20 protein-coding genes are annotated in these 22,852 nt (G+C 66.7%); 10 read left to right on the top strand and 10 right to left on the bottom strand.

Annotation, left to right across the window (positions count from 1 at the left end):
- The first annotated feature begins 21 nt into the window (after nt 1-21).
- The gene (locus tag TS85_RS13725) at nt 22-2,103 is read left to right on the top strand and encodes a hypothetical protein (RefSeq protein ID WP_044332875.1); all 2,082 of its coding nucleotides are present in this window, start codon (nt 22-24) and stop codon (nt 2,101-2,103) included.
- Here the strand turns inward: TS85_RS13725 and TS85_RS25770 are convergent.
- Nucleotides 2,080-3,117, bottom strand: coding sequence for a hypothetical protein (locus tag TS85_RS25770; RefSeq protein ID WP_162184671.1), 1,038 nt, complete (start codon nt 3,115-3,117; stop codon nt 2,080-2,082). The two genes, TS85_RS13725 and TS85_RS25770, sit on opposite strands and share 24 nt — an antisense overlap.
- Before the next feature lie 137 nt (nt 3,118-3,254).
- On the opposite strand from TS85_RS25770, the gene TS85_RS13715 reads away from it, so the two are divergent.
- On the top strand, nt 3,255-3,893 hold the full coding sequence (locus TS85_RS13715; RefSeq protein WP_052507928.1) for a hypothetical protein: 639 nt from the start codon (nt 3,255-3,257) through the stop codon (nt 3,891-3,893).
- The gene (locus TS85_RS13710; protein ID WP_155006419.1) at nt 3,850-4,320 is read left to right on the top strand and encodes a hypothetical protein; all 471 of its coding nucleotides are present in this window, start codon (nt 3,850-3,852) and stop codon (nt 4,318-4,320) included. The genes TS85_RS13715 and TS85_RS13710 overlap by 44 nt, the downstream gene beginning before the upstream one ends.
- 15 nt (nt 4,321-4,335) lie before the next feature.
- On the opposite strand, the gene cysN is transcribed toward TS85_RS13710, so the two are convergent.
- The 3 genes from cysN to TS85_RS13695 form a co-directional block, all read right to left on the bottom strand.
- A complete protein-coding gene (gene cysN / locus TS85_RS13705) occupies nt 4,336-6,252 on the bottom strand; it encodes a sulfate adenylyltransferase subunit CysN (RefSeq protein WP_044332872.1) in 1,917 nt (638 codons plus the stop codon).
- Nucleotides 6,252-7,172 (bottom strand): sulfate adenylyltransferase subunit CysD, encoded by a 921-nt coding sequence (gene cysD / locus TS85_RS13700; RefSeq protein WP_044332871.1) that lies wholly within the window; start codon nt 7,170-7,172, stop codon nt 6,252-6,254. Before cysD ends, cysN begins: the two co-directional genes overlap by 1 nt.
- Nucleotides 7,173-7,282: 110 nt before the next feature.
- A complete protein-coding gene (locus tag TS85_RS13695) occupies nt 7,283-8,593 on the bottom strand; it encodes a UDP-glucose dehydrogenase family protein (RefSeq protein WP_044332870.1) in 1,311 nt (436 codons plus the stop codon).
- A gap of 593 nt (nt 8,594-9,186) precedes the next feature.
- Here TS85_RS13695 and TS85_RS13690 point away from each other — a divergent pair.
- The 3 genes from TS85_RS13690 (at nt 9,187) to TS85_RS13680 (ending at nt 13,381) form a co-directional block, all read left to right on the top strand.
- Complete coding sequence (locus tag TS85_RS13690; protein WP_077228615.1) at nt 9,187-10,467, top strand: GGDEF domain-containing phosphodiesterase; 1,281 nt, start codon at nt 9,187-9,189, stop codon at nt 10,465-10,467.
- 89 nt (nt 10,468-10,556) lie between these two features.
- The gene (locus tag TS85_RS13685) at nt 10,557-12,923 is read left to right on the top strand and encodes an ATP-binding protein (protein WP_155006418.1); all 2,367 of its coding nucleotides are present in this window, start codon (nt 10,557-10,559) and stop codon (nt 12,921-12,923) included.
- A gap of 68 nt (nt 12,924-12,991) precedes the next feature.
- Complete coding sequence (locus TS85_RS13680; RefSeq protein ID WP_044332869.1) at nt 12,992-13,381, top strand: response regulator; 390 nt, start codon at nt 12,992-12,994, stop codon at nt 13,379-13,381.
- On the opposite strand, the gene TS85_RS13675 is transcribed toward TS85_RS13680, so the two are convergent.
- The 4 genes from TS85_RS13675 to TS85_RS13660 form a co-directional block, all read right to left on the bottom strand.
- Nucleotides 13,378-14,664, bottom strand: coding sequence for an MFS transporter (locus TS85_RS13675; RefSeq protein ID WP_044332868.1), 1,287 nt, complete (start codon nt 14,662-14,664; stop codon nt 13,378-13,380). The genes TS85_RS13680 and TS85_RS13675 overlap by 4 nt on opposite strands.
- Nucleotides 14,665-14,752: 88 nt before the next feature.
- A complete protein-coding gene (locus tag TS85_RS13670) occupies nt 14,753-15,604 on the bottom strand; it encodes a dioxygenase family protein (RefSeq protein WP_044336289.1) in 852 nt (283 codons plus the stop codon).
- A 145-nt stretch (nt 15,605-15,749) separates the two neighbouring features.
- The gene (locus TS85_RS13665) at nt 15,750-17,015 is read right to left on the bottom strand and encodes a sensor histidine kinase (RefSeq protein ID WP_227698488.1); all 1,266 of its coding nucleotides are present in this window, start codon (nt 17,013-17,015) and stop codon (nt 15,750-15,752) included.
- A complete protein-coding gene (locus TS85_RS13660) occupies nt 17,012-17,749 on the bottom strand; it encodes a response regulator (RefSeq protein ID WP_044332867.1) in 738 nt (245 codons plus the stop codon). Before TS85_RS13660 ends, TS85_RS13665 begins: the two co-directional genes overlap by 4 nt.
- A 230-nt stretch (nt 17,750-17,979) precedes the next feature.
- Between TS85_RS13660 and rpsU the strand changes: the two genes are divergently transcribed.
- The 4 genes from rpsU (at nt 17,980) to cydB (ending at nt 21,407) form a co-directional block, all read left to right on the top strand.
- Nucleotides 17,980-18,186 (top strand): 30S ribosomal protein S21, encoded by a 207-nt coding sequence (gene rpsU, locus TS85_RS13655; protein WP_019368605.1) that lies wholly within the window; start codon nt 17,980-17,982, stop codon nt 18,184-18,186.
- 88 nt (nt 18,187-18,274) lie between these two features.
- The gene (locus TS85_RS13650) at nt 18,275-18,934 is read left to right on the top strand and encodes an FKBP-type peptidyl-prolyl cis-trans isomerase (protein WP_044336285.1); all 660 of its coding nucleotides are present in this window, start codon (nt 18,275-18,277) and stop codon (nt 18,932-18,934) included.
- Between the two features lie 59 nt (nt 18,935-18,993).
- Nucleotides 18,994-20,406: a cytochrome ubiquinol oxidase subunit I gene (locus TS85_RS13645; RefSeq protein ID WP_044336283.1), complete on the top strand. Its 1,413-nt coding sequence runs from the start codon at nt 18,994-18,996 to the stop codon at nt 20,404-20,406.
- The gene (cydB, locus tag TS85_RS13640; protein ID WP_044332866.1) at nt 20,403-21,407 is read left to right on the top strand and encodes a cytochrome d ubiquinol oxidase subunit II; all 1,005 of its coding nucleotides are present in this window, start codon (nt 20,403-20,405) and stop codon (nt 21,405-21,407) included. The genes TS85_RS13645 and cydB overlap by 4 nt, the downstream gene beginning before the upstream one ends.
- Before the next feature lie 13 nt (nt 21,408-21,420).
- Here cydB and TS85_RS13635 read toward each other — a convergent pair whose 3' ends face one another.
- Together TS85_RS13635 and TS85_RS13630 are read right to left on the bottom strand one after the other, a co-directional pair.
- Nucleotides 21,421-22,179, bottom strand: coding sequence for a metallophosphoesterase (locus TS85_RS13635; protein WP_044332865.1), 759 nt, complete (start codon nt 22,177-22,179; stop codon nt 21,421-21,423).
- A 106-nt stretch (nt 22,180-22,285) separates the two neighbouring features.
- Nucleotides 22,286-22,507: a hypothetical protein gene (locus TS85_RS13630; protein ID WP_044332862.1), complete on the bottom strand. Its 222-nt coding sequence runs from the start codon at nt 22,505-22,507 to the stop codon at nt 22,286-22,288.
- Nucleotides 22,508-22,852: the final 345 nt, after the last annotated feature.

Below are 22,852 nucleotides of genomic sequence, written 5' to 3'. Positions count from 1 at the left end.
TCGCTGCGTGATGGTGCCCCGATGACTCCGCCGCTCACTCCCCTTCAGCGCCAGGCGTGGCGCGTCGTGCGCGCCTCCGGGGTGTTCGACCCGGGTTTTTACCGCAGCCAGCCGGGCGTGCCGGAGGGCGAGGAACCGCTCGACCATTATCTGCGCAGCGGCGAGGCGACGGGGCTGTGGCCGCATCCGCTGTTCGATCCCGCCTGGTATCGCGCGCAGCCGGGCGACGCCGCGATGCCGATGGGGCCGCTGGCGCATTATCTGATGGAGGGCGACCGCGCCCGGTTACAGCCGGTGCCGGGGTTCGACATCGCCTATGTCACGCGCCAGCTTCCCGACGCGAAGGTCCCGGCGCTCGCCGCCTTTGCCCGCGCGCGCGCCGAATGGCGGCTGGTCAATCCCAATCCGTTTTTCGACTATGGCGACTATCTCGCCGCGCATCCGGAAGCGGCGGCGCGGGACGATGCCTATCGCTTCTTCCTGCTCGAGGGGGCGGAGGCCGGGCATTTGCCGATCTCCGGGTTCGACTGGAAATGGCTCCGCGATTATTATCCGAAGGCGGAAGGCCGCATCGATGGCTATCGTCGGCTGGTTCATGACTGGAGCGGGCGCGGCCCGGCGCCGGAGATCGCCAAGACGATCTTCACGCTGCTGCGCGCCGCGCGCGACGTGCTGCCGGCGGCGGCGCCGGCCCTGGCACCGCCCTATCGATCGGCACCGGCGCCGCTGCTGCTGGTGGCGGCACCCGACGATCCGCGCGCGGCCCGGCTGGCGCGCACCATCGGGGACGATCTGGGGCTCGCGATCGAGCGTTTCGACGGCGTTCCCGAAGCGGGCGCGTATCGCGCGGCGATCGTCTGCGGTGCCGCATCGGCGCCGCTGATCGTGCCGCTGGTCGAGGCGGGGCTTGCGGTCACGCATCTGGTCGAGGCGCTCGATTTCCCGCTGGTGGCGATGCTCGCCGCGCGCCGGTTTCGCGCGGTGCAGTCCGCGGTGCGCACCCTCGTCCCGCGGCGTGGGCTGGCGCGCTCGCTGATTCGTGCCGGGCTGGCTGAGGATCAGGTGCGGTTGCTCGCGTTCGGCGCGGTCGCGGAGCCCCAGGCGGGCGCTGCGCGGGCGATCGGGCCGCGGGTGGCGGGCGATGGCGACTGGCTCGACGCGATCGTCCGCGCGGGCGGCGACGATGCCCGTCCGGTCGCCGATATCCGCCAGCGCCGCGGCGACTGGCTGACCCGGCTGACCCGCGCCGGCAGCGGCGAGGGGATACGCGTCGCGGTGCTCGATCCGGGCAACCGCGGACGCGACTGGCTGACCGCGCTTGTCCGGCTTGCCGCGGGCGAGGGGCTGGTCCTGTCGGTGCCGGTCGGGCTCGCACCCGCCGATGCCGATGTCGCGCTGCTGCTCGGCGGCGATTCGATCGAGGCTGCGCTCGGCGCCTGGGCGGTGGGGACGCCCGTGGTGGCGATGGCCGACAGCGTCGAGGTCGCCGATCGGATGCTCGGCGATCCCAGCCTGGGCGCCGTCGCCGATGCGACCGATCGCCCGGCGGTGCTCGCCGCGATCCGCCGGGCGCTCGAATCGGGAAGCCCGGCGCTCCGCCGCCTCGCCGCCGCACCGTTTGCGAGTGCATGGGGGGAGGCGCGGGCGATCGCCGGCCATGCGCTGCGTGCGCCTTTGCTCGATGCGATCCTGCTGGGCGCGGGCGGCGCGACGGCCCTGGCACTGTCTCGCCAATCGCTTCCGGCGCGCACGATCCGGTTCGCGGGCGGCGGCGCGCCTGCGCTCGCGCTTGCGGCGGGCTATGGGATATGCGTCGGCGACGGGTCGCCGGCATCGGCGCTCGCAATGGTCCGCGCCGCCGCCCGGTCGGATGCCGACTATGTCCACATCGCCGACGACGCGCCCGAGCCCGGGCCCGATTTCTACGCGGACGCCGTGGCGCGGCTGGAGGCAGATCCGGCGCTGGCGATGACGCAGGGGGTGTGGCGGCGCGATGCGCTGGCGCACACGCTCGCCGCGACCGCCCGCGCGCTGGCGGGGGAGCCGGATGCGTGGCTCGCCCGGCTCACCCGCGCCGGATCAGCGCTTCAGGTTGCGCAATAGACGCTCGAAGAAACCGGGCTCATGGCGGAATCGGTCGACCGGTGCGGGACGCGGCACCGGCTGCGCCACCACCGTCACCGGCGGCACCACCGGCGCCTCGACTGCGATCATGCCCCCCGCCATAGCCAGGCTGATATCGTCGAGCGACATTTCGTCGAGGTCGGCCGCGGACGGCATTTTTGCGGGTTGCGGAACGGGCTCGACCGGCGGTGCCGGGGCAGGCTTGGGCGGCGCGGGCGTCGAGGCGGCCACAGGGGCGCTGGGCGCTGACGCTGGCTTGGCAGGCGCCGCCGCCGCCGCGGGCTTGGCGGGCGCAGGCGCAGATGCGGGTGCAGGCGCCGCCGCAGCCGGCTGTTTCCGAATACGTTGCAGGAAGGGGCTCGCGCCCAGCGGGCGGCCTTCGGCATCGCGCACTTCGATCACGTTCATTCCGGGCATCAGCACGTCGGTCAGGTCGATCGACCAGCCGAACACGGTGCGCTGCGTGCCGTCGATGGTCTCGATTTGGGGCTTGTCGGCCAGGAAGCTGACCGGCTCGCGCCCGTTGACATGGACCGTGACCACCGCGGTATCGCCCCCGGGGCCCATTACCCACCCCCGGAGAGCGTCCTGGCCGACCAGCTGGGCGTGGCCCTGATACAGCCGCGATTCCCCCGCGGCCAATGGTCGGACCGCGGGCGGCGCGTGGTGGATGAACGGGCTGCGGCGCAGCGACTTGCCATTCGGGAGGCGCACGTCGATCCGGTTCGGGCCGGGCTTGAGCAGCTTGCGCAGGTCCACGCTCCACCCGCCCAGCCCCTTGGAGGCATTGCGGCGGGCCAAATGCGCGCGCTCTTCGGTGCTCATCATCGAAGCCGCCTCGACGCCGTCGACGAACACCGTGACCTGGCACGGATCGCCCGCGCGTGTCACGGCCCAGCCGTTCAGGAACAGACTGCCCGCCGAATTGACCATGCCCGAAAAATCGGCGCCATTGTCGATCGGTGCCGCGTCGTTTTTTGGCTCTTCCGTCATGATCTCCACATTTCCCGGTTGAACCCGATTGACCTAGCACGGCTTTCGCGGGCACCTGAAGGCGAATTCTGCATCGATCCGGGGGGTCAACCGAATGTGTGATACCGAAAACGCGCAGCCGGCGCGAGCCGCCTGACATGGCGCTGTCGATCCAGATCTCCACGGTGGAATCGCTGCCCGATCATATCGGCGTGCCGGGGCAGCCGCTGATCCTGATGCCCTTCATCGACGGCGAGATGGCCAACCGCTCGGCCACGCAGCTTGCGCGCCGCGCCGGGGCGACGGGCAAGCTGCTGTGCATCCATGACAGCGAGCGCGTCGGCTTCATCCGCGCCGCCAACACCGCCTTCCGCCGCAGCCAGGCGTCCGAAATCGCCTATGTCGCGCAGGATGTGTTCTCCAGCCGCAACTGGCTTTCGGTGGGGCTCCGCGGGCTCCATACGCGCGATGGCGGCCTGCTCGCCTTCAACGACGGCAAATGGGCGGGCGCGCTCGCGGCGTTCGGCATGGCGACGATGGATTGGGCGCGCAGCAATTATGACGGCGACCTGTTCCACCCCGCGTACAAGCGCCATTTCGCCGATGTCGAGCTGACGCTGATCGCGATGCAGCAGGGCAAGCTGCGCTTCGACCCGCTGTCGCTGCTCGTCGAAGTCGACTGGGACAAGGATTCGGCGGCAGTGGAGGCTGCGGACCGCGAGCTGTTCCGCGAAAGGCTCACCCACGGCTTTGATGGCCGTGTCACCGATTCGCGGCTGCTCCAGCTGTTCAGCTGATGCGATACGCGCCATATTTCCAGAATCGCCGCGCGATGGCATAGCGCGCGGCATGTCGTTCCCGCGCTTTCCGTTCACCGCCCATCAGGTCAAGCTCTCGCTCTTCGTCGGGCTTTGGTTCGGCGCGATTGATGCCTATCCGCTGTGGCACCACCATGTCGTAAAATTCTATGGCCCGACGTTCCCGACCGAGGCGCGCGCACGGCAATGGGTGGCACAGTATGAAGCGGGCGCAGGGCGGACGTGCATGCGCTGGGCGTCTGAGGATCTCGTCGAACCCGTCCCTGGAACCAAAGAGTATTTCGGCGCTATCCGCTGCAATCCGCCCAGCGCGTTCCTGCGGCAGGCCCTGGCGATTCTGCTGCCTGCGCTGGTCACGCTGCTTGCGCTCGCCTTTTTCGCGCGCGGCAAGCCAAAGCGGAAGTGACGGCGCGCCGCCCCGTTACACCACCGGCGACCACACCCCGATAATCTCCTCGACGATGCGCTCCGCCGCCGCCTCGGGCGTGGTGCGGGTCGTGTCGATGCGGATTTCCGGGTTCGCGGGCGCTTCATAGGGGCTCGAAATCCCCGTGAAATTGGCGATCTGCCCGGCACGCGCCTTTTTGTAGAGCCCCTTTACGTCGCGCCGTTCGGCTTCCTCGATCGGCGTGTCGATGAAGATTTCGAAGAACTCGCCCTTGGGCAGCATCGATCGCACCAGTTCGCGCTCGGCGCGGAACGGCGAGATGAACGCGGTCAGCACGATCAGCCCGGCATCGGTCATCAGCTTGGCGACTTCGCCGACGCGGCGGATATTCTCCACCCGGTCGGCATCGGTAAAGCCCAAATCCTTGTTCAGCCCGTGGCGGACATTGTCGCCGTCGAGCAGGAAGCTGTGCTTGCCCAGCGCGTGCAGCTTCTTCTCGACCAGATTGGCGATGGTCGACTTGCCCGAGCCCGACAGGCCGGTGAACCACAGCAGCCGCGGCTGCTGGCCCTTTTGCGCGGCATGCGCCTCGCGGGTGATTTCGATCGCCTGCCAATGGACATTCTGCGCGCGGCGCAGCGCGAAGCTGAGCATCCCGGCGGCGACGGTGGCGTTGGTCGCCTTGTCGATCAGGATGAACCCGCCCAGATCGTGGCTGTCGGCATAGGGCTCGAATACCAGCGGGCGATCGGTCGCGACTTCGGCGACGCCAATATCGTTCAATCTCAACGTCTTGGCCGATGTCTTGGCCAGCGTATTCACGTCGATCGTATGCTCGGGCTCGCGCACCACTGCGCTCACCATCTGGGTGCCCAGCTTGAGCCAATAGGCGCGACCGGGCAGCAGTTCCGCCGCGTCCATCCACACGATCGTCGCGCGGAACTGGTCGGCAGCCTCTGGCGGCGCGTCGGCGGCGGCGATGACGTCGCCGCGCGAGCAATCGACTTCGTCCGCGAGCGTCAGCGTAACCGACTGGCCCGCCACCGCTTCGGCCAGGTCCCCGCCCAGCGCCACGATCCGCTCGACCCGCGTCGTCCGGCCCGAAGGCAGGATGCGCACCGCGTCCCCCGGTCGCACGCTGCCGCTCGCGATCAGCCCGGCAAACCCGCGAAAGTCCAGATTGGGCCGGTTGACCCATTGCACCGGCAACCGGAACGGCTTGCCGCGATCGGCGTCGCTGTCGACCTGCACGCTTTCGAGATGCTCGATCAGCGTGGGACCGGCATACCAGGGGGTGTTCGGCGAGGGCGTCGTGACATTGTCGCCCCGGAAGCCCGACAGCGGAATCGCCGTGAAGCCCCCGATCCCGATCTCCTCGGCAAAGTCGCGATAGTGGGCAACGATCGTCTCGAACGCCGCCTGATCATATCCGACCAGGTCCATCTTGTTCACCGCCAGCATGATGTGGCGAATGCCGATCAACTGGGCGAGGAAGCTGTGCCGCCGCGTCTGGGTCAGCACGCCCTTGCGCGCGTCGATCAGGATCACCGCCAGGTCGGCGGTCGATGCGCCGGTCACCATGTTGCGGGTATATTGTTCGTGGCCGGGCGTGTCGGCGACGATGAACTTGCGCTTCTCGGTCGCGAAGAAGCGATAGGCGACGTCGATCGTGATCCCCTGTTCGCGTTCGGCGGCGAGCCCGTCGACCAGCAGCGCGAAGTCGATCTCCTGCCCCTGCGTGCCCACGCGCTTCGAATCGCTCTCCAGCGCCGATAGCTGGTCCTCGAAAATCTGCTTCGAATCGTACAGCAGCCGCCCGATCAGCGTCGACTTGCCGTCGTCCACCGATCCGCAGGTGATGAAGCGCAGCAGCGACTTGTTCTGGTGCTGCGCGAGATAGGCCGAGATGTCGGACGCGATCAGCGCGTCGGGGCGGTAGGAGGATGCCATCAGAAATATCCCTCCTGCTTCTTCTTTTCCATGCTGGCGGCCTGATCATGGTCGATCGCGCGGCCCTGGCGCTCGCTGGTGGTGGTCAGCAGCATCTCCTGGATCACGGCCTCCAGCGTGTTCGCTTCACTCTCCACCGCGCCGGTCAGCGGGTAGCAGCCCAAAGTGCGGAAGCGGATCGAGCGCTCGACCGGCACTTCGCCGGGGTTCAGCCGGAAACGCGCGTCATCGACCATCAACAGCATCCCGTCGCGCTCGACGGTAGGGCGGGGGGCCGCGAAATAGAGCGGGACGATCTCGATCCCCTCGGCGAGGATGTACTGCCAGATGTCCAGCTCGGTCCAGTTGGACAGCGGGAAGACGCGCATGCTCTCGCCCTTGGCCTTGCGGGCGTTGTAGAGATGCCAGAGTTCGGGACGCTGCTGCTTGGGGTCCCAGCGGTGGCTGGCGGTGCGGAAGCTGAAGATGCGCTCCTTGGCGCGGCTCTTCTCCTCGTCACGCCGCGCGCCGCCGAATGCCGCGTCGAAACGGTATTTGTTGAGCGCCTGTTTGAGCCCCTCGGTCTTCCACATATCGGTGTGGAGCCCGCCATGATCGAACGGATTGATCCCCTGCGCCTCGGCTTCGGGGTTCTTGTGGACGAGCAATTCCATCCCCGCATCGCGCGCCGCCTTGTCGCGCAGATCGTACATCGCGCGGAATTTCCACGTCGTGTCGACATGGAGCAGCGGGAAGGGCGGCGGCGCGGGGTAGAAGGCCTTCTTCGCAAGGTGCAGCATCACCGCGCTGTCCTTGCCCACCGAATAGAGCATGACCGGTCGCTCGGCCTCGGCGACGACTTCGCGCAATATGTGGATGCTCTCCGCCTCCAGCCGCTGGAGGTGGGTGAGTGTGCCGGGAGGGGAAACGGTCGCTGTCATCGCGCCCGACCTAGTGCGTCGATGCCCGCGCGACGATCTAGATAATGTTTAGCGCGTCAAATCGGCAATGGGCCGAAGGCTCCGCGAAGGCGCCCTCGGCCCTTGTTCGGTTACCCGCCCTTGCCGACGCCGACGAGCTTGAAGCCGGCCTTTTCGGCTTCTGCCGGCGGATAGATGTTGCGCAGGTCGACCAGCAGCGGCGTCGCGAGCGTTTCCCGCATCCGGTCCAGATCGAGCGCACGAAATTCGTCCCATTCGGTGACGATCACCAGTGCGTCCGCCCCCTCGGCAGCGGCATAGGGGCTGGCCGAGAATTCGACGCCCGGAAGCAGCGGCCGGGCCTGTTCGAACCCTTCCGGATCATAGGCGCGGATCGTTGCACCCGCGTCCTGCAGCGCGCCGATCACCGACAGGCTGGGCGCGTCGCGCATATCGTCGGTGTTGGGCTTGAAGGTCAGGCCGAGGATCGCGACGGTCTTGCCGCGAACGTCGCCGCCCATCGCCTTGATCACCTTGCGGCCCATTGCGCGCTTGCGGCTGTCGTTGACCTGCACGGTCGCCTCGACGATCCGCAGCGGGGTTTCGTTGTCCGCCGCGGTCTTCATCAGCGCCAGCGTGTCCTTCGGGAAGCACGAGCCGCCATAGCCCGGGCCGGCGTGGAGGAACTTGCCGCCGATGCGGTTGTCCATGCCGATGCCGCGCGACACTTCCTGAACGTCCGCGCCCACCTGTTCGCACAGGTCGGCGATTTCGTTGATGAAGGTGATCTTGACCGCCAGGAAGGCGTTCGCGGCATATTTGATCAGTTCGGACGTGCGGCGTCCGACGAACAGCACCGGCGCCGACTGGTTGAGCGACAGCGGGCGATAGATGGCGCGCATCACTTCGCGTGCCGCTTCGTCGTCGGTGCCGACGACGACGCGGTCAGGACGCTTGAAATCCTCGATCGCCGCGCCTTCGCGCAGGAATTCGGGGTTGGAGACGACCATCGCGCCGCTGTCGGGCGCGACCTGGGCCAGGATGCGCTCAACTTCGTCGCCGGTGCCCACCGGGACCGTCGATTTGGTGACGATCACGCTCGCCTTGGTCAGGTTTTCGCCGATTTCGCGCGCGGCGGCATAGACATAGGAGAGATCGGCATGGCCGTCGCCCCGACGGCTCGGGGTGCCGACGGCAATGAAGACTGCATCGGCGTCCTTGACGCCCTCGGCAAGGTCGGTGGTGAACGACAGCCGGCCGGCACGGACATTGGAAGCGACGAGTTCCGCCAGACCGGGCTCGTAGATCGGCATCACATTCTGATGAAGCAGTTCGATCTTGCGCGCGTCCTTGTCGACGCAAACCACTTCATGGCCGAAATCCGAGAAGCAGGCCCCCGAAACCAGGCCTACATAACCAGTTCCAATCATTGCGATACGCACGCTAATTCCCCCATGTGAAAAGCCTTGGGCGCCCGAGCGCCCCCCGCCGCCGGGACAAGCGCGTGCTGCCAGACAATTCGTTACAGCGGTAGTCTTGTTCGCGCCTGCACAAATAAAAAAAGCGGCCATAGGCCGCCTTTTCAGTTTTTTCCGGGCCGGTCGGGTGCCCCCCATCAGGAGGCCACAGCGCTCCGGCCCGGAGCAAACGGACTATTTACAACGGGCGGATGTCGTCGCCGGTCGCACCGTCACGGAAGAAAAAATTGAACGCGGACATGGTCGGTCTCCCAATGTGCGCCTCGGGCGCTCCCGATTGGTTAGCGTAACATTAATCATTAATCAATAATGATTTCAGGCGTAAAGCGGGCGCGCCGGGCTCTCTCTCGGAGAAAAATTAACCCTTCTTTCAGCCGTTCGGGGATAGGAAATGGGACATGTCGGCCTCGAAAATCCCCGTTGCGTCCATCGCATGCGCCGGTTCTGCGGGGGTGGACGTCCCGTCGGGAGGAGCGGAGAAGGCCTCTCAAGCCATTGCAGATAATGATGTTTCTTCGCCCGTCGCGCCGGCGCGCGCGTCGCGACGAGACCAGGCGATGTGGAACGGCGCGCGCGACGCGGCGAGCAGCCAAGACGTCGCCGCGTGGCGGATTCTGGTGCTGTGCGAGATTTCGAACTTCGCGACGTTGCGACGCCATCTGGGACGCCCGCGCGCCGATTCGCTGGGGGTCGACGTAGCGGATCGCATCCTGTCGCTCTGCGAGGGTACGCGAATCGTCAGCGCGGGCCGCGCGCTGGTCGAAATCGCATTCGAGCGAGAGAACCCACTTGTAGCCGCGGCGGAGGTCGATCGGCTGCGCAAGACGTTCCTGCGCCCGGTCGATATCGACGGCGAGCCCTATCAGCTTCAGCTGCATTTCGGAGTGGCGGTGGCGCCCGCGGGCGATTGCGACGATGTCCGGCTGACCGAAGCCGCCGAGTCCGCTCTGGACCAGGCGCGGGGGCAGGGGCGGGTCGTGATGCTCGACTTGTCGCGCGCGGATCTTGCCTTCGACAAGCTCACCTTGATGCGCGAACTGCCCCGCGCGATCGCCGAGGGCGAGATGTTCCTCCAATACCAGCCCAAGGTCCATGTCCGGCGGCAGCAGATCGCCAGCGCCGAGGCGCTCGTGCGCTGGCAGCACCCCGTACGGGGCCTGATCCTGCCGGGCGATTTCATTGCGGTTGCGGAGGAAGCGGGCGAGATTGCTGCGCTCACGCTGTGGACGCTGCGCAAGGTGATTGTCGACCAGCGCGTGCTTGCCGGCGAAGGTCGCGACCTGCGGCTGTTCATCAATATCTCGGGCCTGTTGCTGGCCGATGCGAGCTTCGTCGCCGAGGCGTGCGCCATCGTCCGCGCGACCGATGCCAAGCTGGGGTTCGAGATCACCGAGACCGCCGTGATCCGCGACCCGGACAGCGCGATCCGCCATTTGCAGAGTTTCGCCGACATCGGTGTCGAGCTGGCGATCGACGATTATGGCGCCGGTCTGTCGTCGCTCGCCTATCTGAAGCAGCTGCCTGCAAAGGAGCTGAAGATCGACAAGATGTTCGTGCTCCAGCTGACCAGCAGCAACCGCGACCCCTTGATCGTCCGGTCGACGATCGACCTCGCGCACGCGCTTGAAATGGAAGTCACCGCCGAGGGGGTCGAGACGCCGTCGGCATTGGCGCTGCTGAGCGTGATGGGTTGCGACATGGTCCAGGGGTTCCTGATCTCGCGCCCGCTCGGGTTCGACGCGTTTCGCAAATTCGTCGCCGAGGACGGCCATCTGGCGCCGGGCGGCACGGGCCATTCGCCCTTTGCGCGTCCGGAAAGTATCTGGAAACGCGCGTGATTCGTTCACGCTCGTTCGCCATTCCCTTCGCTTTGGCCCTGCTGGCGTCGGCGCCATTGCGCGCAGCCACTCCCGATATTCCCACGCCCGTGGCCCGATCGATCGCGGACGCCACCGCCAGCGTCGTGGAGGATGCTTCGACTGCGCTGCCCGAGGTTCTCCGCGCCGAAGCCGCAGCCAGCAGGATCGCCGATCGGCAGGCACTTGCGCTGGCGCTCGCATCGACATCCTGGCTGCGTGCCGAAATCTACCTTCGGACCAATCGCGCGGCGCTGGCCGAGCCGGTGCTGACCAAGGCGCTGGATAGCATCGCATGGATCAAGCAGCCCCTGAAAGTACGGGGCGATCTCCTGATGTCACAGGGCAATCTCTGGATGCTCGAGGATAAGGCGGCTGCCGCGTTGGGAGCGTTTCAGGAGGCGTATCGGACGTTCGGCGCGTTACAGGACCGCCGTAGCGAGGCGCTCGCGCTCCAGAATCTCGGAGCGCTCTATAGCTCTGCGAACGACGATGCGCGGGCGGAGCGTTATTACAAGCAGGCGGCAGAAGCGTTCGCTGGTGATCCGATCCTGTCCCTCACGATCCATAACCGCCGCGGCAATGTCCTGCTCACGTTGGAGCGGTATCGGGAAGCAGAGGCCGAGTATTTGGCCGCGCTCAAGATCGCCAGAGGGATCAACAAGCCCCTTACCGAAGCCCGCGTCCTGGCCAATCTCGCCCGCAACCAGGTGGAGGCGCGCCAGTTCGACGCGGCGGATCGCACGATCGAGCGCGGTTTTGCGCTCACGCGGTCGAACGACGCGATCGGCTTGCGGCGGTCGTTGCTGGCAACCGCCGCGCGGCTTGCGGCCGATCGGGGCGACGAGGCGGGCGCGGCGCGGTTCATTCGCGAATGTTTCGCGGGGCTGGACCTCACCACGACGTCCATCGAGTTCCGCACGGCGCATCTCTACGCCTATCAGATCTTCCGGAAATCCGGCGACATCCGCCTCGCCCTGCGCCATCTCGAGGCGCTGCGGCGGCTGAACGACGAGGCGGTGAAGGTCTCCACGACGGCCAGCGCATCGCTGATGTCGGCGCGGTTCGATTTCGCGCGGCAGGAGGCGCAGATCGCCAATCTCCAGCGCGCCGAGGCGATCCGCGAGGTGCAGTTTCAGCGCACGCTCTTCCTCAGCATCGGCGGCGCGACGCTCGTCATCATCGCGCTGCTCAGCTTCGGCGTGGTCACGCTGCGCCGCAGCCGCAACCAGGTCCGCGCCGCCAATGTCGTGCTCCACCACACCAATATCGCGCTCGAAAAGGCGCTGCAGGCCAAGACCGAGTTCCTGGCGACCACCAGCCACGAGATCCGCACCCCGCTCAACGGCATCCTCGGGATGACGCAGGTCATGCTCGCCGATGCCGGACTGGCGCCGCAGATGCGCGACCGGATCGGCATCGTCCATGATGCCGGGGTCACGATGCGCAGCCTGGTCGACGACATATTGGACGTCGCCAAGATGGAGACCGGCAACCTCGTCGTCGATCCCGCGCCGATGGACCTGTGCGCGATGCTCCGCGACGTCACCCGACTGTGGGAGGAACAGGCGCGCGCCAAGGGGCTCACCTTCGACCTCCAGCTCAGCCACGCGCCGCACTGGATCGTCAGCGACGCGGGCCGCCTGCGCCAGATCGTGTTCAACCTGCTGTCCAACGCCGTCAAGTTCACCGAGCGCGGCAGCGTCGGGCTGCGCGCGGTGCAGGAGGGTGCGGGCGATGCCCTGCGGCTGCGGCTGGAGGTCAGCGACAGCGGGATCGGCATCCCTGCGGCCAAGTTCGACGAGATATTCGAGTCCTTCCGCCAGGTCGACACCAGCACCACGCGCCGCTTCGGCGGCACCGGGCTGGGGCTGGCGATCTGCCGCAACCTGGCGCGCGCGCTCGGCGGCGACATCGCGGTGGAGAGCGACGAGGGGCAGGGATCGCGCTTCATCGTCGACCTGCCGCTCGTGCTGGCGGCGGCGCCGGTCGCCGATGCGCGGGATACCGGGGCGGCCGGCGGAATGCTGATCGTCGATCGCAATCCGATCGCGCGCTCGATGCTGCGCACGCTGTTCGAGCCCAGGGTCGCGGCAGTGCGGTTCGCGGGCACCGTCGAGGAGGCGCTGGCGGCGCTTGCCGAGGGCGGAATGACGCACATGCTGATCGACGAATCGACACTCAAGGCGAGCGGCGGCGATCCGATGGAAACGCTGGGGAAACTTGTCGGTGCCGCCCGGGCCGGCGATTCCATCGCTTCGGCGATTCTGTGGGTGCGCCCGGATGCTGAGACTATATCTCAACTAATGCAAAGCGGCGTAGGGCAAGTCATTGAAAAACCTGTGGCCGGCGCGGCGCTCGTCGAAGCGATGCTTGCCGCCGCGCAAGAAAATTCCAATCCGGGCGGGTCCGACCCGCTTGTCTCCCGGGCGGCATAGCGCGATAGCACCGTCCACATGAAAAAAATGGTCGCAAAAATGCCTATCGCCTCGCTCGGCACGCGCCGATGAATATCCTGTTTATCGAAGACGACCCGATGAACCGTCGGGTGGTCAAGGACATGCTCGATGTCGCGGGCGCGACCATGGCCGAGGCGAGCTGGGCCGAGGAAGGGCTCGCGCGCATCGATGCGGAAACGTTCGACGTGATCCTCGTCGACCTCCGCATGCCGGGCACCGACGGTTTCGAGACGATCCGGCAGATTCGCGCGCGCGGCGATGCCAAGGGTGATCTGCCGATCATCGTCGTCACCGCCGACACCGCGATCGACCTGCGCGAACGCTGCCTGGCGACCGGGGCCGACGACGTGCTGTTCAAGCCGGTGGCGATGGACGCGCTGTTCGATTCGATCGGGCGCGTGCTCGCGGTGCGCGGCGGCGGCGGGATGCTCGGTTAATCCTCGACGATCCGGCTGTGCGTCCGCGTGTCGCGCATCCGCAGATAGGTGACCAGCGACACCCCGATCATCGCGGTGACGTACCAGTAAAAGCCGCGCTCCCACCCCGCGCCCTTGAACCACAAGGCGACATATTCGGCCGTCCCGCCAAAGATCGCATTGGCCATCGCATAGGGCAGCGCGACCCCCAGCGTGCGGATATGCGCGGGGAACATCTCCGCCTTCACCACCGCGTTGATCGAGGTATAGCCGGTGACGATCACCAGCGCCCCCAGCATCAGCAGAAACGCCAGCATCGGGCTGCGCACCTGCTCCAGCGCGCTGAAGATCGGGTAGGTCAGCAGCACCCCGAGCACGCCGAATCCGACCATCAGCGGCTTGCGCCCGATCCGGTCGGACAGCGCCCCCGCCAGCGGCTGGAGCAGCATGAAGCCGACCAGCGCGGCGGCGTTGATCTGCGACGCGGTGGTCCGGTCGAAGCCCGAGGTGTTGACCAGGAATTTCTGGAGGTAGATCGAATAGGCGTAGAAGGCGAGCGTGCCCCCGGCGGTGAGCAGCATCACCACCGCCGCCTCGCGAGGATGCTGGGTGACGAGCTGCCAGAACCCCGATCGCTGCCCCGAGCCGCGCGCATTCTCGAAGCTCTGGGTCTCGGCCAGCCCGCGCCGCAGCCAGAACACGATCACCGCCAGCGCGCCGCCGATCGCAAAGGGGATGCGCCACCCCCAGGCGTCGAGCTGCGCCTCGCTCAGCACGCGCTGGAGCACCAGCAGCACGAGCAAGGCGACGAGCTGGCCGGAGATCAGCGTGACATATTGGAAGCTGGAGAAAAATCCGCGGTGCCGCTTGCCCGCCATTTCGGAGAGATAGGTGGCGCTGGCCCCATATTCGCCGCCGACCGACAGCCCCTGCATCAGCCGCGCGACCACCAGCAGCACCGGCGCCGCGGTGCCGATCGTCTCATATCCCGGCGTCAGCGCGATGATCAGCGAGCCCAGGCACATCAGCGTCACCGACAGCGTCAGCCCCGCCTTGCGGCCATGCCGGTCGCCATAAACCCCCATCAGCCACCCGCCGATCGGGCGCATCAGAAAGCCGACTGCAAACACCGCGGCGGTGTTCAGCAACTGCGTCGTGCGGTCGCCCGCCGGGAAGAAATGCGGGGCGAAGTATAGCGTGAATGCCGAATAGGCGTACCAGTCATACCATTCGACCAGATTGCCCGCCGATCCGCCGAGAATCGAACGGAGCCGGTGGCGCGGTGCGGGGAAGCGGATGTCCATCGGGCCACTATACCAACGCCCCGCAAGCCGGGAAGTGACCCTCCCGTCACCTCGGCAAGCGGGGCGGCCACCACAAGGGTGGAACTCTTCAGCGCGCGATGCCGATAACCGCCGTACCGGTGTAGCCCCCGGTGACGCTGCCGCTCAGCGTCGGGGTCTGCTGCGCAACCTGGGCGGCGGTGTTGTCGCCGAAAACGGTATCGCTGTTGATGGATACGGCAGCGAAATTGGCGATGCTCGCCGAATAGCCGCTCACGCCGTTATACACTGCGGAACATGCGGCGGACGGCATCGCAAGCTGCGAGGTCAGCACGGCATAGCGCCCGCTCGTGGCGTTGCTCAGGCTGGAGAACACCTCGAAATGGATGTGCGGCCAACGCCCCGAATAGCATCCGGGAAAGATGGTGGTGAATGTCACCTGGCCGTTTGAATCGGTCACGCCGACACCGCGCAGATAGCTTTCGGCGGGCAGGCTATAGAGCGAATATTTTCCCGCCTCGTCGCAATGCCACACATAAATGGCATAGCCTGCCAGCGCGCCGCAGCTCGAATTCACGTCGACAAGCGTCAGCGTCAGCGTGAGCTGCACCCCCGATGCCACGGTGGTCGACGTGCCGATGAAGCTGGACCGGATATCGCTGCGCACCACGTTCGACGCGGTCAGCGCGTTGGAGGTCAAACCGCTGGAGGTGTTGGTGCCATCGGCGGGGTAGGGGCCGTTGGTCTCGGCCGGGTCCGCGACGCAGCTTGTCGTGGTTGCCGTGGCGGTGGGGGTCGGAGTCGGAGTGGCGGTCGCGGTTGCGGTCGGCGTGGGAGTCGGCGTGGCCGTTGCGGACGTCGCGGTGCTGCTGCTCCCGCCGTCGCATCCGGCCAGCACGGCGCCGGTCCCCACGCCCGCGAACAAGCCAAGCGCGCGGCGGCGGCTGGCAAGCGCAGTCATGACGCGCAGGTCGTGGCTCAGGCCAAGGTCATGGTCGTGCAAGGTCGTGTCTCCATCTGCCCAGACCCGATTTCGCAGGCCAGCCCTGCCGCGCGATGTCGCGACGTCGCCACATATGTCGCAATGTTGCAGGCCGCTGGCGGGCTTACTCGACGGGGAGCCGCACCCGCACACGCCCGCCGCCGCCCGCCCGGTTTTCCAGCCGGACAGTGCCGGAATGGGCTTCGACGATATGCTTGACGATCGCCAGCCCCAGTCCGGTGCCGCCGGTCGCGCGGTTGCGCGAGGCCTCGCCGCGCACGAAGGGGGCGAACAGCATCTCGGGGTCGCCGCTGAAGCCTGGCCCCTCGTCGTCGACCGTCACCTGCGCCATCCCGTCGACGATCGACCAGGCGAGCGCGGCATGGTCGCCATAGCGCACCGCATTCTCGACCAGGTTGACGAACATCCGCCGCAGCGCCGCCGGATCGCCGCGCATCACTACGCGCGGCCCCATCGCGCACTCCACTGGGCGTCCCGCCGCTGCCAGATCGTCGACCAGGCTCTCGATCAGGCTGCCCAGGTCGAGGCGGACATGGGTGACGCTGCTTCCGTCCTCGCGCGTGAAGCGCAATGCTGCGCCCAGCATCTCGCGCATCTCGGCAATGTCGCCATTGGCGCGGTCGCGCGCGGCATCGGGCAACTGCTCGATCCAGAACGCGATCCGCGACAGCGGCGTGCCCAGATCATGGGTGATCGCGGCCAGCATCGCGGCGCGCCCCTCGGCCTGTTGCAGGATCCGCTCCTGCATCGCCTCCAGCGATTCGGCCAGTTCGCGGATCTCGCGCGGCCCCTCCATCGGGATGACCGAACGCGCGCCGACGCGGGCGCGCGTCGCGGCATCCGCCAGATGGCGGATCGGTCGCGAAATGCGCCGGGCCACCGCCCATGCGAACAGCGACAACAGCGAGACCGTGGCGAGCATGATCGACAGCCGGCGCACGTGCCAGCTGGTAAATGTTGGCAGTTCGGGGCTGGCCGCGACCAGCCAGCCATTCTCCTGCGCCAGCGCGATCGTGAAGCTGCCGCGCAGATCCTCGGTAGGGTCGCGCGCGGGGAAGAGGTAAAATCCGCGGACGCGCTCGACCGGCACGCCGATCCGCTCGGCGATCGCCGCATCGCGCGCGCTGGAGGGCTGTTCGTCTGGGCGCCCGAAAACATCGCCCGATACCCGGTTCAGCGTTATCCTCCGCGCGGCATCGTCGGGGAGCGTCCCGCTGCGCAGCACCTGCGCGATGCGCCCGATCGGCACCGGGCCGAAGCCGGGCGGCGGGCCGTTGAACATGATCGTGAACTGGACCACCGTCCCCGCAAGCGCCGCCGCGATCACCAGCAGTACGATAGGGACGACGATCGACCTCGCGCGCGTCACTTCTGCACGACTTCCGCAACGAACATATAGCCTTCGTTGCGGATGGTGCGGATCAGGTCTTCGGTCGCGGGGCGCGCCAGCTTCTTGCGCAGCCGGCTCATCTGCACGTCGATCGCGCGATCGAAATGTTCGGCCATCGGCCCGCGCGACAAGTCGAGCAGCACGTCGCGGGTCAGCACCCGCCGGGGCCGCTCGACCAGCGCGAGCAGCAGCCGGAACTCGCCGTCGGACAGGTTGATCACGACGTCGTCCGGGTCGTAAAGCTGGCGCCCGACCGGATCGAGCCGCCACCCGGCGAAGCGGAGATAATGGCGCTCGGGGCCGCGCGGCGTTGCACCGCTGGCGGCGCTGCGGCGGACCACGGCGCGGATGCGCGCCAGCAGCTCGCGCGGATTGACCGGCTTCACCAGATAATCGTCGGCGCCCATCTCCAGCCCGACGATCCGGTCGATATCCTGGCCGATCGCCGACATCATGATCACCGAAGGTCCGGTCTCGCGGTCCATCGAGCGCAGGATTGCCAGCCCGTCCTCGCCCGGCATCATCACGTCGAGCACGATCAGCGAATATTCGTGCTTTTCGAGCGCGACTCGCATCTCGGCCCCGCCCGATGCGGTGTCGACGATATAGCCGTGCTGCTCCAGGAACCCCGAAGTGAGTTCGCGGATGCCGGGATCGTCATCGACGATGAGGAGGCGGGTCTCTAGGTCCAAGGCGTTGGCAAGCTGGCTCATGCGGGGGGCAGTGGGCGCCCAACCTATCGGGCCGGTTGCGAGACTGCAACGCAGTGTAATGTTCCGGAGTGTGGCCCCCGGGCCACAGTGCAAGCGCGGCGGACCGGATGCTAAGCGACACTTTGGCTTGAAAAATGGGAATCCGGCTGGTAGGGCGCCCCGCAACGACCGCGACCTCATGTCCCGGCGAACCCTGTTCTATTGAATGAAGATCGGAGCTGTACGGCCTTATGCAAATCATCGTTCGCGACAACAACGTCGATCAGGCACTGCGCGCACTCAAGAAGAAGCTGCAGCGTGAAGGCGTGTATCGCGAGATGAAGCTCCGCCGGCATTACGAGAAGCCCAGCGAGAAGCGCGCCCGTGAACGCGCCGCCGCGGTTCGCCGCGCGCGCAAGCTCGAGCGCAAGCGCGTCGAGCGCGACAGCGCCCGGTAAATAAGGCCGCGACCCGCGCCGGAATGGCGCGGGTGCGCGACTTTAGGGAATTTAGGGCATCTGGATGCCCGTGCTGGAGCAAGATTCGATGTCCGTGACTGCCGTTCCGCTTCAGCCGCTCAGGCGTTCGTACAAGATCTGGCTCTGGGTCGGCGTGATCGCAGCGATCGCGCTTGCGCTGGCGCTCGCCTGGCACGGCACCCGCGAGCAGGTCGCGGTCAAGCTGCCCGACGATCAGTTCCTGGCGTGGCACAAGAAGCAGTCGGGCATTCAGACCACGGCCTCGGGCCTGCAATATCAGGTGATCGAGGCCGGCGAGGGGCCGACCGCCAACGAGCAGGACGGCGTCTCGCTCAAGATCCACGGCACGCTGCGCGACGGCAAGGAATTCCAGCCCGAGGCGCCGATGCGCTTTCAGATCGGCCAGCCGATGATCCCCGGCTTCACCGAAGGCGTGAAGCTGATGAAGAAGGGGTCGAAGTTCCGCTTCTGGCTGCCGCCCAACCTCGGCTACGGCGCCGAGCCCGGCGCCCAGAACGAACTGGCGGACAAGATTCTGGTGTTCGACGTCGCGATGGACGACCTGGTTCCGGCGGCGGTGATCCAGCAGATGATGATGCAGCAGATGATGCAGCAGCAGCAACAGGGCGGCAGTGCCCCAGGCGCAGGCGGTCCCCGCCCGGCGCGGGCCCCGAGGGCGGCGCGCAGTAAGCCGCTGCAGACAAATCTTGATATAGGGCCGGGGTAACTCCCGGCCCTATTGCGTTGCGGGCCAGCCGGGCCCATCTGCCGGACGAGGAGTCGGGCATGTTCGCTGCATTCGATCCGATCGTGCTGGCACGAATCCAGTTCGCATTCACGGTGAGCTTCCACTTCTTCTTCCCGGCGTTCTCGATCGGACTGGCGAGCTATTTGTTCGTCCTCGAAGCGCTGTGGCTGCGCACCGGGCGGCAGGAATTCCTCGACCTGTTCCGCTTCTGGGTGAAGATCTTCGCCGTCGTGTTCGCGATGGGCGTCGTCTCCGGAATCGTGCTCTCCTATCAGTTCGGCACCAACTGGTCGGTCTTCTCCGACCGCACCGGGCCGGTGCTCGGGCCGCTCATGGCCTATGAAGTGCTCACTGCGTTCTTCCTCGAGGCCGGGTTCCTCGGCGTGATGCTGTTCGGGACCGAGAAGGTCGGGCGCGGGCTCCACTTCGCCGCGACGGGCATGGTCGCGCTGGGCACCTTCATCTCGGCGTTCTGGATCCTCGCCGCGAACAGCTGGATGCACACGCCGGTCGGCTATGTGATCAACGCGCAGGGACAGTTCGTGCCCGCGGGCGACTGGCTGGCGATCATCTTCAACCCCAGCTTCCCCTATCGCCTCGTCCACACGGTCATCGCCGCCTATCTCACCACCGCCTTTGCCGTGGGGGGCGCGGCGGCGTGGCATTTGCTGCGCGACCGCGACAATGCGCGCGCGCGGATCATGTTCTCGATGGCGATGTGGATGGCGGCGCTGATCACGCCGGTCCAGATCCTGGCGGGCGACGCGCACGGCATCAACACGCTGGCGCACCAGCCGCAAAAGGTGATGGCGATGGAGGGGCATTTCGAGAGCCACCCGCACGGCGCGCCACTGATCCTGTTTGGCATTCCGAACCAGGCGGAGAAGCGCGTCGACTATGCGGTCTCCATCCCCAAGGCCTCCTCGCTGATCCTGAAGCATGATTCCAATGCTCCCCTCGCCGGGCTCGACACGATTCCCGACGATCAGGAGCCGCCGGTTGCGATTGTCTTCTGGTCGTTCCGGATCATGGTGGGAATCGGGATGCTGATGCTCGCGCTGGGGCTGTGGAGCCTTGTCGCGCGCTGGCGCGGCAAGCTGTACGAGTGGCGGTTGCTGCACCGATTCGCGCTGCTGATGGGGCCCGCTGGCTTTGTCGCAGTGCTGGCCGGCTGGGTGACGACCGAGAGCGGGCGCCAACCCTATACCGTCTATGGCCTGTTGCGCACCACCGACAGCGCGTCGCCGCTCGCCGCGCCCGCCGTGGGGACCTCGCTGGTCGCGTTCGTCATCGTCTATTTCTTCGTCTTCGGGTTCGGGACCTGGTACATATTGCGGCTGATCGCGAAGGGCGTGCAGGTCGGCGAGAGCGATCCGCCCCAAGGCGAGCCGGTGCGCACCGCCGGAGTGGTGCCGGGCCCCGCCCAGCCCCAGCGCAAGGATCCCGCATGACCGCCGATCCGACCCTCGCCACGATCTGGGCGTTCCTGATCGCCTTTGCGGTGTTCGCCTATGTCGTGATGGACGGGTTCGACCTCGGCATCGGTATCCTCTTCCCGACGCTCAGGGGCGAGGAGCGCGATCGCGCGATGAACTCGATCGCGCCGCTGTGGGACGGCAACGAGACGTGGCTGGTGCTGGGCGGGGGCGGGCTCTTCGCGGCGTTTCCGCTTGCCTATGCGGTGTTGATGCCCGCGCTCTACCCGCTGATCATCGCGATGCTGCTCGGGCTGGTATTCCGCGGCGTGGCATTCGAATTCCGCTGGCGCGATCCCGGGCATCGCCGCTGGTGGGACGTGGCGTTCACGGCGGGATCGCTGGTCGCCGCGCTGGCCCAGGGAATCGCGCTCGGCGCGATCCTGCAGGGCGTGAAGATCGCCGGGCGGGCGTATGCCGGCGGGTGGCTCGACTGGCTCTCGCCGTTCAGCCTGCTCACCGGCGTCAGCCTGGTTGCGGGCTATGCGCTGCTCGGCGCCTGCTGGCTGATCTGGCGCACCGAGGGGGAGGGGCAGGCGCATGCGCGGCGGCTGGCGGGGCGTTTCGGCGTGATCACGCTGGCGGCGATCGGGTTGGTGAGCCTCGCGACGCTCACACTCGACGCCGACTATGTCTCGCGCTGGTTCGCCTATCCCGACATCGTGTTCACGGCGGCCGTGCCGCTGCTCGTCGCGGTGCTGGCGTTCGCCTTCTGGCGCGCGCTGGTCCGCAAGTCCGACGTGCTGCCGTTCCTGCTCGCGCTGGGGCTGTTCCTGCTGAGCTTTGCGGGGCTGGGGATCAGCCTCTACCCGGATATCGTGCCACCCGGCCTTACCATTCTGGACGCCGCCGCCCCGGCGGTCAGCCAGCGTTTCATGCTGGTAGGGGCAGGGGTGCTGATCCCGGTGATCCTGGCCTATACCGGCTGGGCCTATTGGGTGTTCCGCGGCAAGGTCGGCGCCGAGGGCTATCATTGAGGCATTGGCGCGCTCAGGCCGTGTCGAGCACCCAGCGCTGGTCGTTCTCGAAGCCCATCGCGGTGAGCCGCCCGCTGGCATAAGCGCCGGTGTCGATGCCGATACGGTGCCGCCCGATCTCCACGGCCTCCGAAACGGTATGGCCGTGGACGATGATCTTTTCGAGCGGGTGCTTGTGGTTCAAAAAGGGCTGGCGGATCCAGCGAAGCTCCGCCGGGGTCTGCAACGCCAGCACCTCGTTGGGATTTACCCCAGCATGCACAAAGGCATAATCGCCCAGGATGATCATGTCCTCGAGCTGTTCGATGAAATCGACATGGGCGGCGGGAACGCGTTCGACCAGCATTTCGAGCAGGGTCGGATAGTCGCTATCCAGATACGCCTCGGGCGAGATGCCGTAGCTGAGGACCGTTTCGCGGCCGCCGATCTTGTTGAAGAACGCAAGCGCCTTCAAATCGCCCTTCAGCGCCTTCAGGAATACTTCTTCATGGTTCCCGAACAGGCATCGAGTCGACGGGCGAAAGGAGCACAGGTCGAGCACGCGTTGGACGACGCCCGCCGATTCGGGGCCGCGATCGATCAGGTCGCCGAGAAAAATCAGCTCATAGTCGAGCGAGCCGCGCGCGGCGCTGTCGGCGTGGATCTGGTCGAGCAGGCGGTCGAGAAGGTCGAGGCGTCCATGAACGTCGCCGATGGCGTAGAGGCGGCGTCCTTCGGGAACCGCCCCGGTGAGGGTCGGCCGCGCAGTGCGGGAGAAGAACCTGGAAATCATCGGGAACACACACTGGTTACAGGCATCGGACCGCGACGGATGCGCAGACGCGAAAAAAAAGTGGCGACCCAAAGGCCGCCACTCCGTAACTCAACTGCCGTACAGCTCAGTTGCTGTCGGGCTCATCGTCGTTGTTCGCGATCGCAACCGCGCCACCGACGATCGCGACAGTCGCGATCAGGCCGATGATAATGGCAGGAGCCAGCTCGCTGTCCTTTTCGCTCGCCGTCGAAGCGCGCGAGAGCGACAGCTTGGAGGCCGGAGCCGCCATCACCGGCGTTGCCGCCATCGTAACTACGGCAGCAGCCGTAAGAAGCTTGGAAAACATATTATACTCCCTCTTCGAGCTCCGGTGCTCTCGTCCGACTTTCCTATGACATAGGAGGTCGTCAGCCGCAACACCACTTCGTCCCGATCACCTTAACAGTTCGTCGCAGTGACCAGAACGCAACACAGGTTCGGTTTATCCGAACTCCTGTTCGCAACCGCCGACCCGTGCTGCGAACGTACCAGTAACTAACGCACTGCAGCATAATCGCCAAGGGGTTAACGAGCGATACGCAAATTGGGTCCGGGGTTCCCGGTTTTTCCGGCGGAAGATTGCTATTCGACTGTGCGCGGCAACGGCTGGTCGCGATTGTGTGATATGCATGACGGTGAGGGCCCGGCCTGC

Origin of the sequence: Sphingomonas hengshuiensis (assembly GCF_000935025.1) — a bacterium.
Classification (GTDB): domain Bacteria; phylum Pseudomonadota; class Alphaproteobacteria; order Sphingomonadales; family Sphingomonadaceae; genus Sphingomonas; species Sphingomonas hengshuiensis.
This window is presented reverse-complemented; position numbering and strand designations above follow the sequence as displayed.

Coding starts and splice junctions, on each gene's coding strand:
- TS85_RS13725 (WP_044332875.1), top strand. CDS start 22: ATGACTCCGCCGCTCACTCCCCTTCAGCGCCAGGCGTGGCGCGTCGTG.
- TS85_RS25770 (WP_162184671.1), bottom strand. CDS start 3,117: ATGACGGAAGAGCCAAAAAACGACGCGGCACCGATCGACAATGGCGCC.
- TS85_RS13715 (WP_052507928.1), top strand. CDS start 3,255: ATGGCGCTGTCGATCCAGATCTCCACGGTGGAATCGCTGCCCGATCAT.
- TS85_RS13710 (WP_155006419.1), top strand. CDS start 3,850: ATGGCCGTGTCACCGATTCGCGGCTGCTCCAGCTGTTCAGCTGATGCG.
- cysN (WP_044332872.1), bottom strand. CDS start 6,252: ATGGCATCCTCCTACCGCCCCGACGCGCTGATCGCGTCCGACATCTCG.
- cysD (WP_044332871.1), bottom strand. CDS start 7,172: ATGACAGCGACCGTTTCCCCTCCCGGCACACTCACCCACCTCCAGCGG.
- TS85_RS13690 (WP_077228615.1), top strand. CDS start 9,187: ATGTGGAACGGCGCGCGCGACGCGGCGAGCAGCCAAGACGTCGCCGCG.
- TS85_RS13680 (WP_044332869.1), top strand. CDS start 12,992: ATGAATATCCTGTTTATCGAAGACGACCCGATGAACCGTCGGGTGGTC.
- TS85_RS13675 (WP_044332868.1), bottom strand. CDS start 14,664: ATGGACATCCGCTTCCCCGCACCGCGCCACCGGCTCCGTTCGATTCTC.
- TS85_RS13670 (WP_044336289.1), bottom strand. CDS start 15,604: ATGACTGCGCTTGCCAGCCGCCGCCGCGCGCTTGGCTTGTTCGCGGGC.
- TS85_RS13660 (WP_044332867.1), bottom strand. CDS start 17,749: ATGAGCCAGCTTGCCAACGCCTTGGACCTAGAGACCCGCCTCCTCATC.
- rpsU (WP_019368605.1), top strand. CDS start 17,980: ATGCAAATCATCGTTCGCGACAACAACGTCGATCAGGCACTGCGCGCA.
- TS85_RS13650 (WP_044336285.1), top strand. CDS start 18,275: ATGTCCGTGACTGCCGTTCCGCTTCAGCCGCTCAGGCGTTCGTACAAG.
- TS85_RS13645 (WP_044336283.1), top strand. CDS start 18,994: ATGTTCGCTGCATTCGATCCGATCGTGCTGGCACGAATCCAGTTCGCA.
- cydB (WP_044332866.1), top strand. CDS start 20,403: ATGACCGCCGATCCGACCCTCGCCACGATCTGGGCGTTCCTGATCGCC.
- TS85_RS13635 (WP_044332865.1), bottom strand. CDS start 22,179: ATGATTTCCAGGTTCTTCTCCCGCACTGCGCGGCCGACCCTCACCGGG.
- TS85_RS13630 (WP_044332862.1), bottom strand. CDS start 22,507: ATGTTTTCCAAGCTTCTTACGGCTGCTGCCGTAGTTACGATGGCGGCA.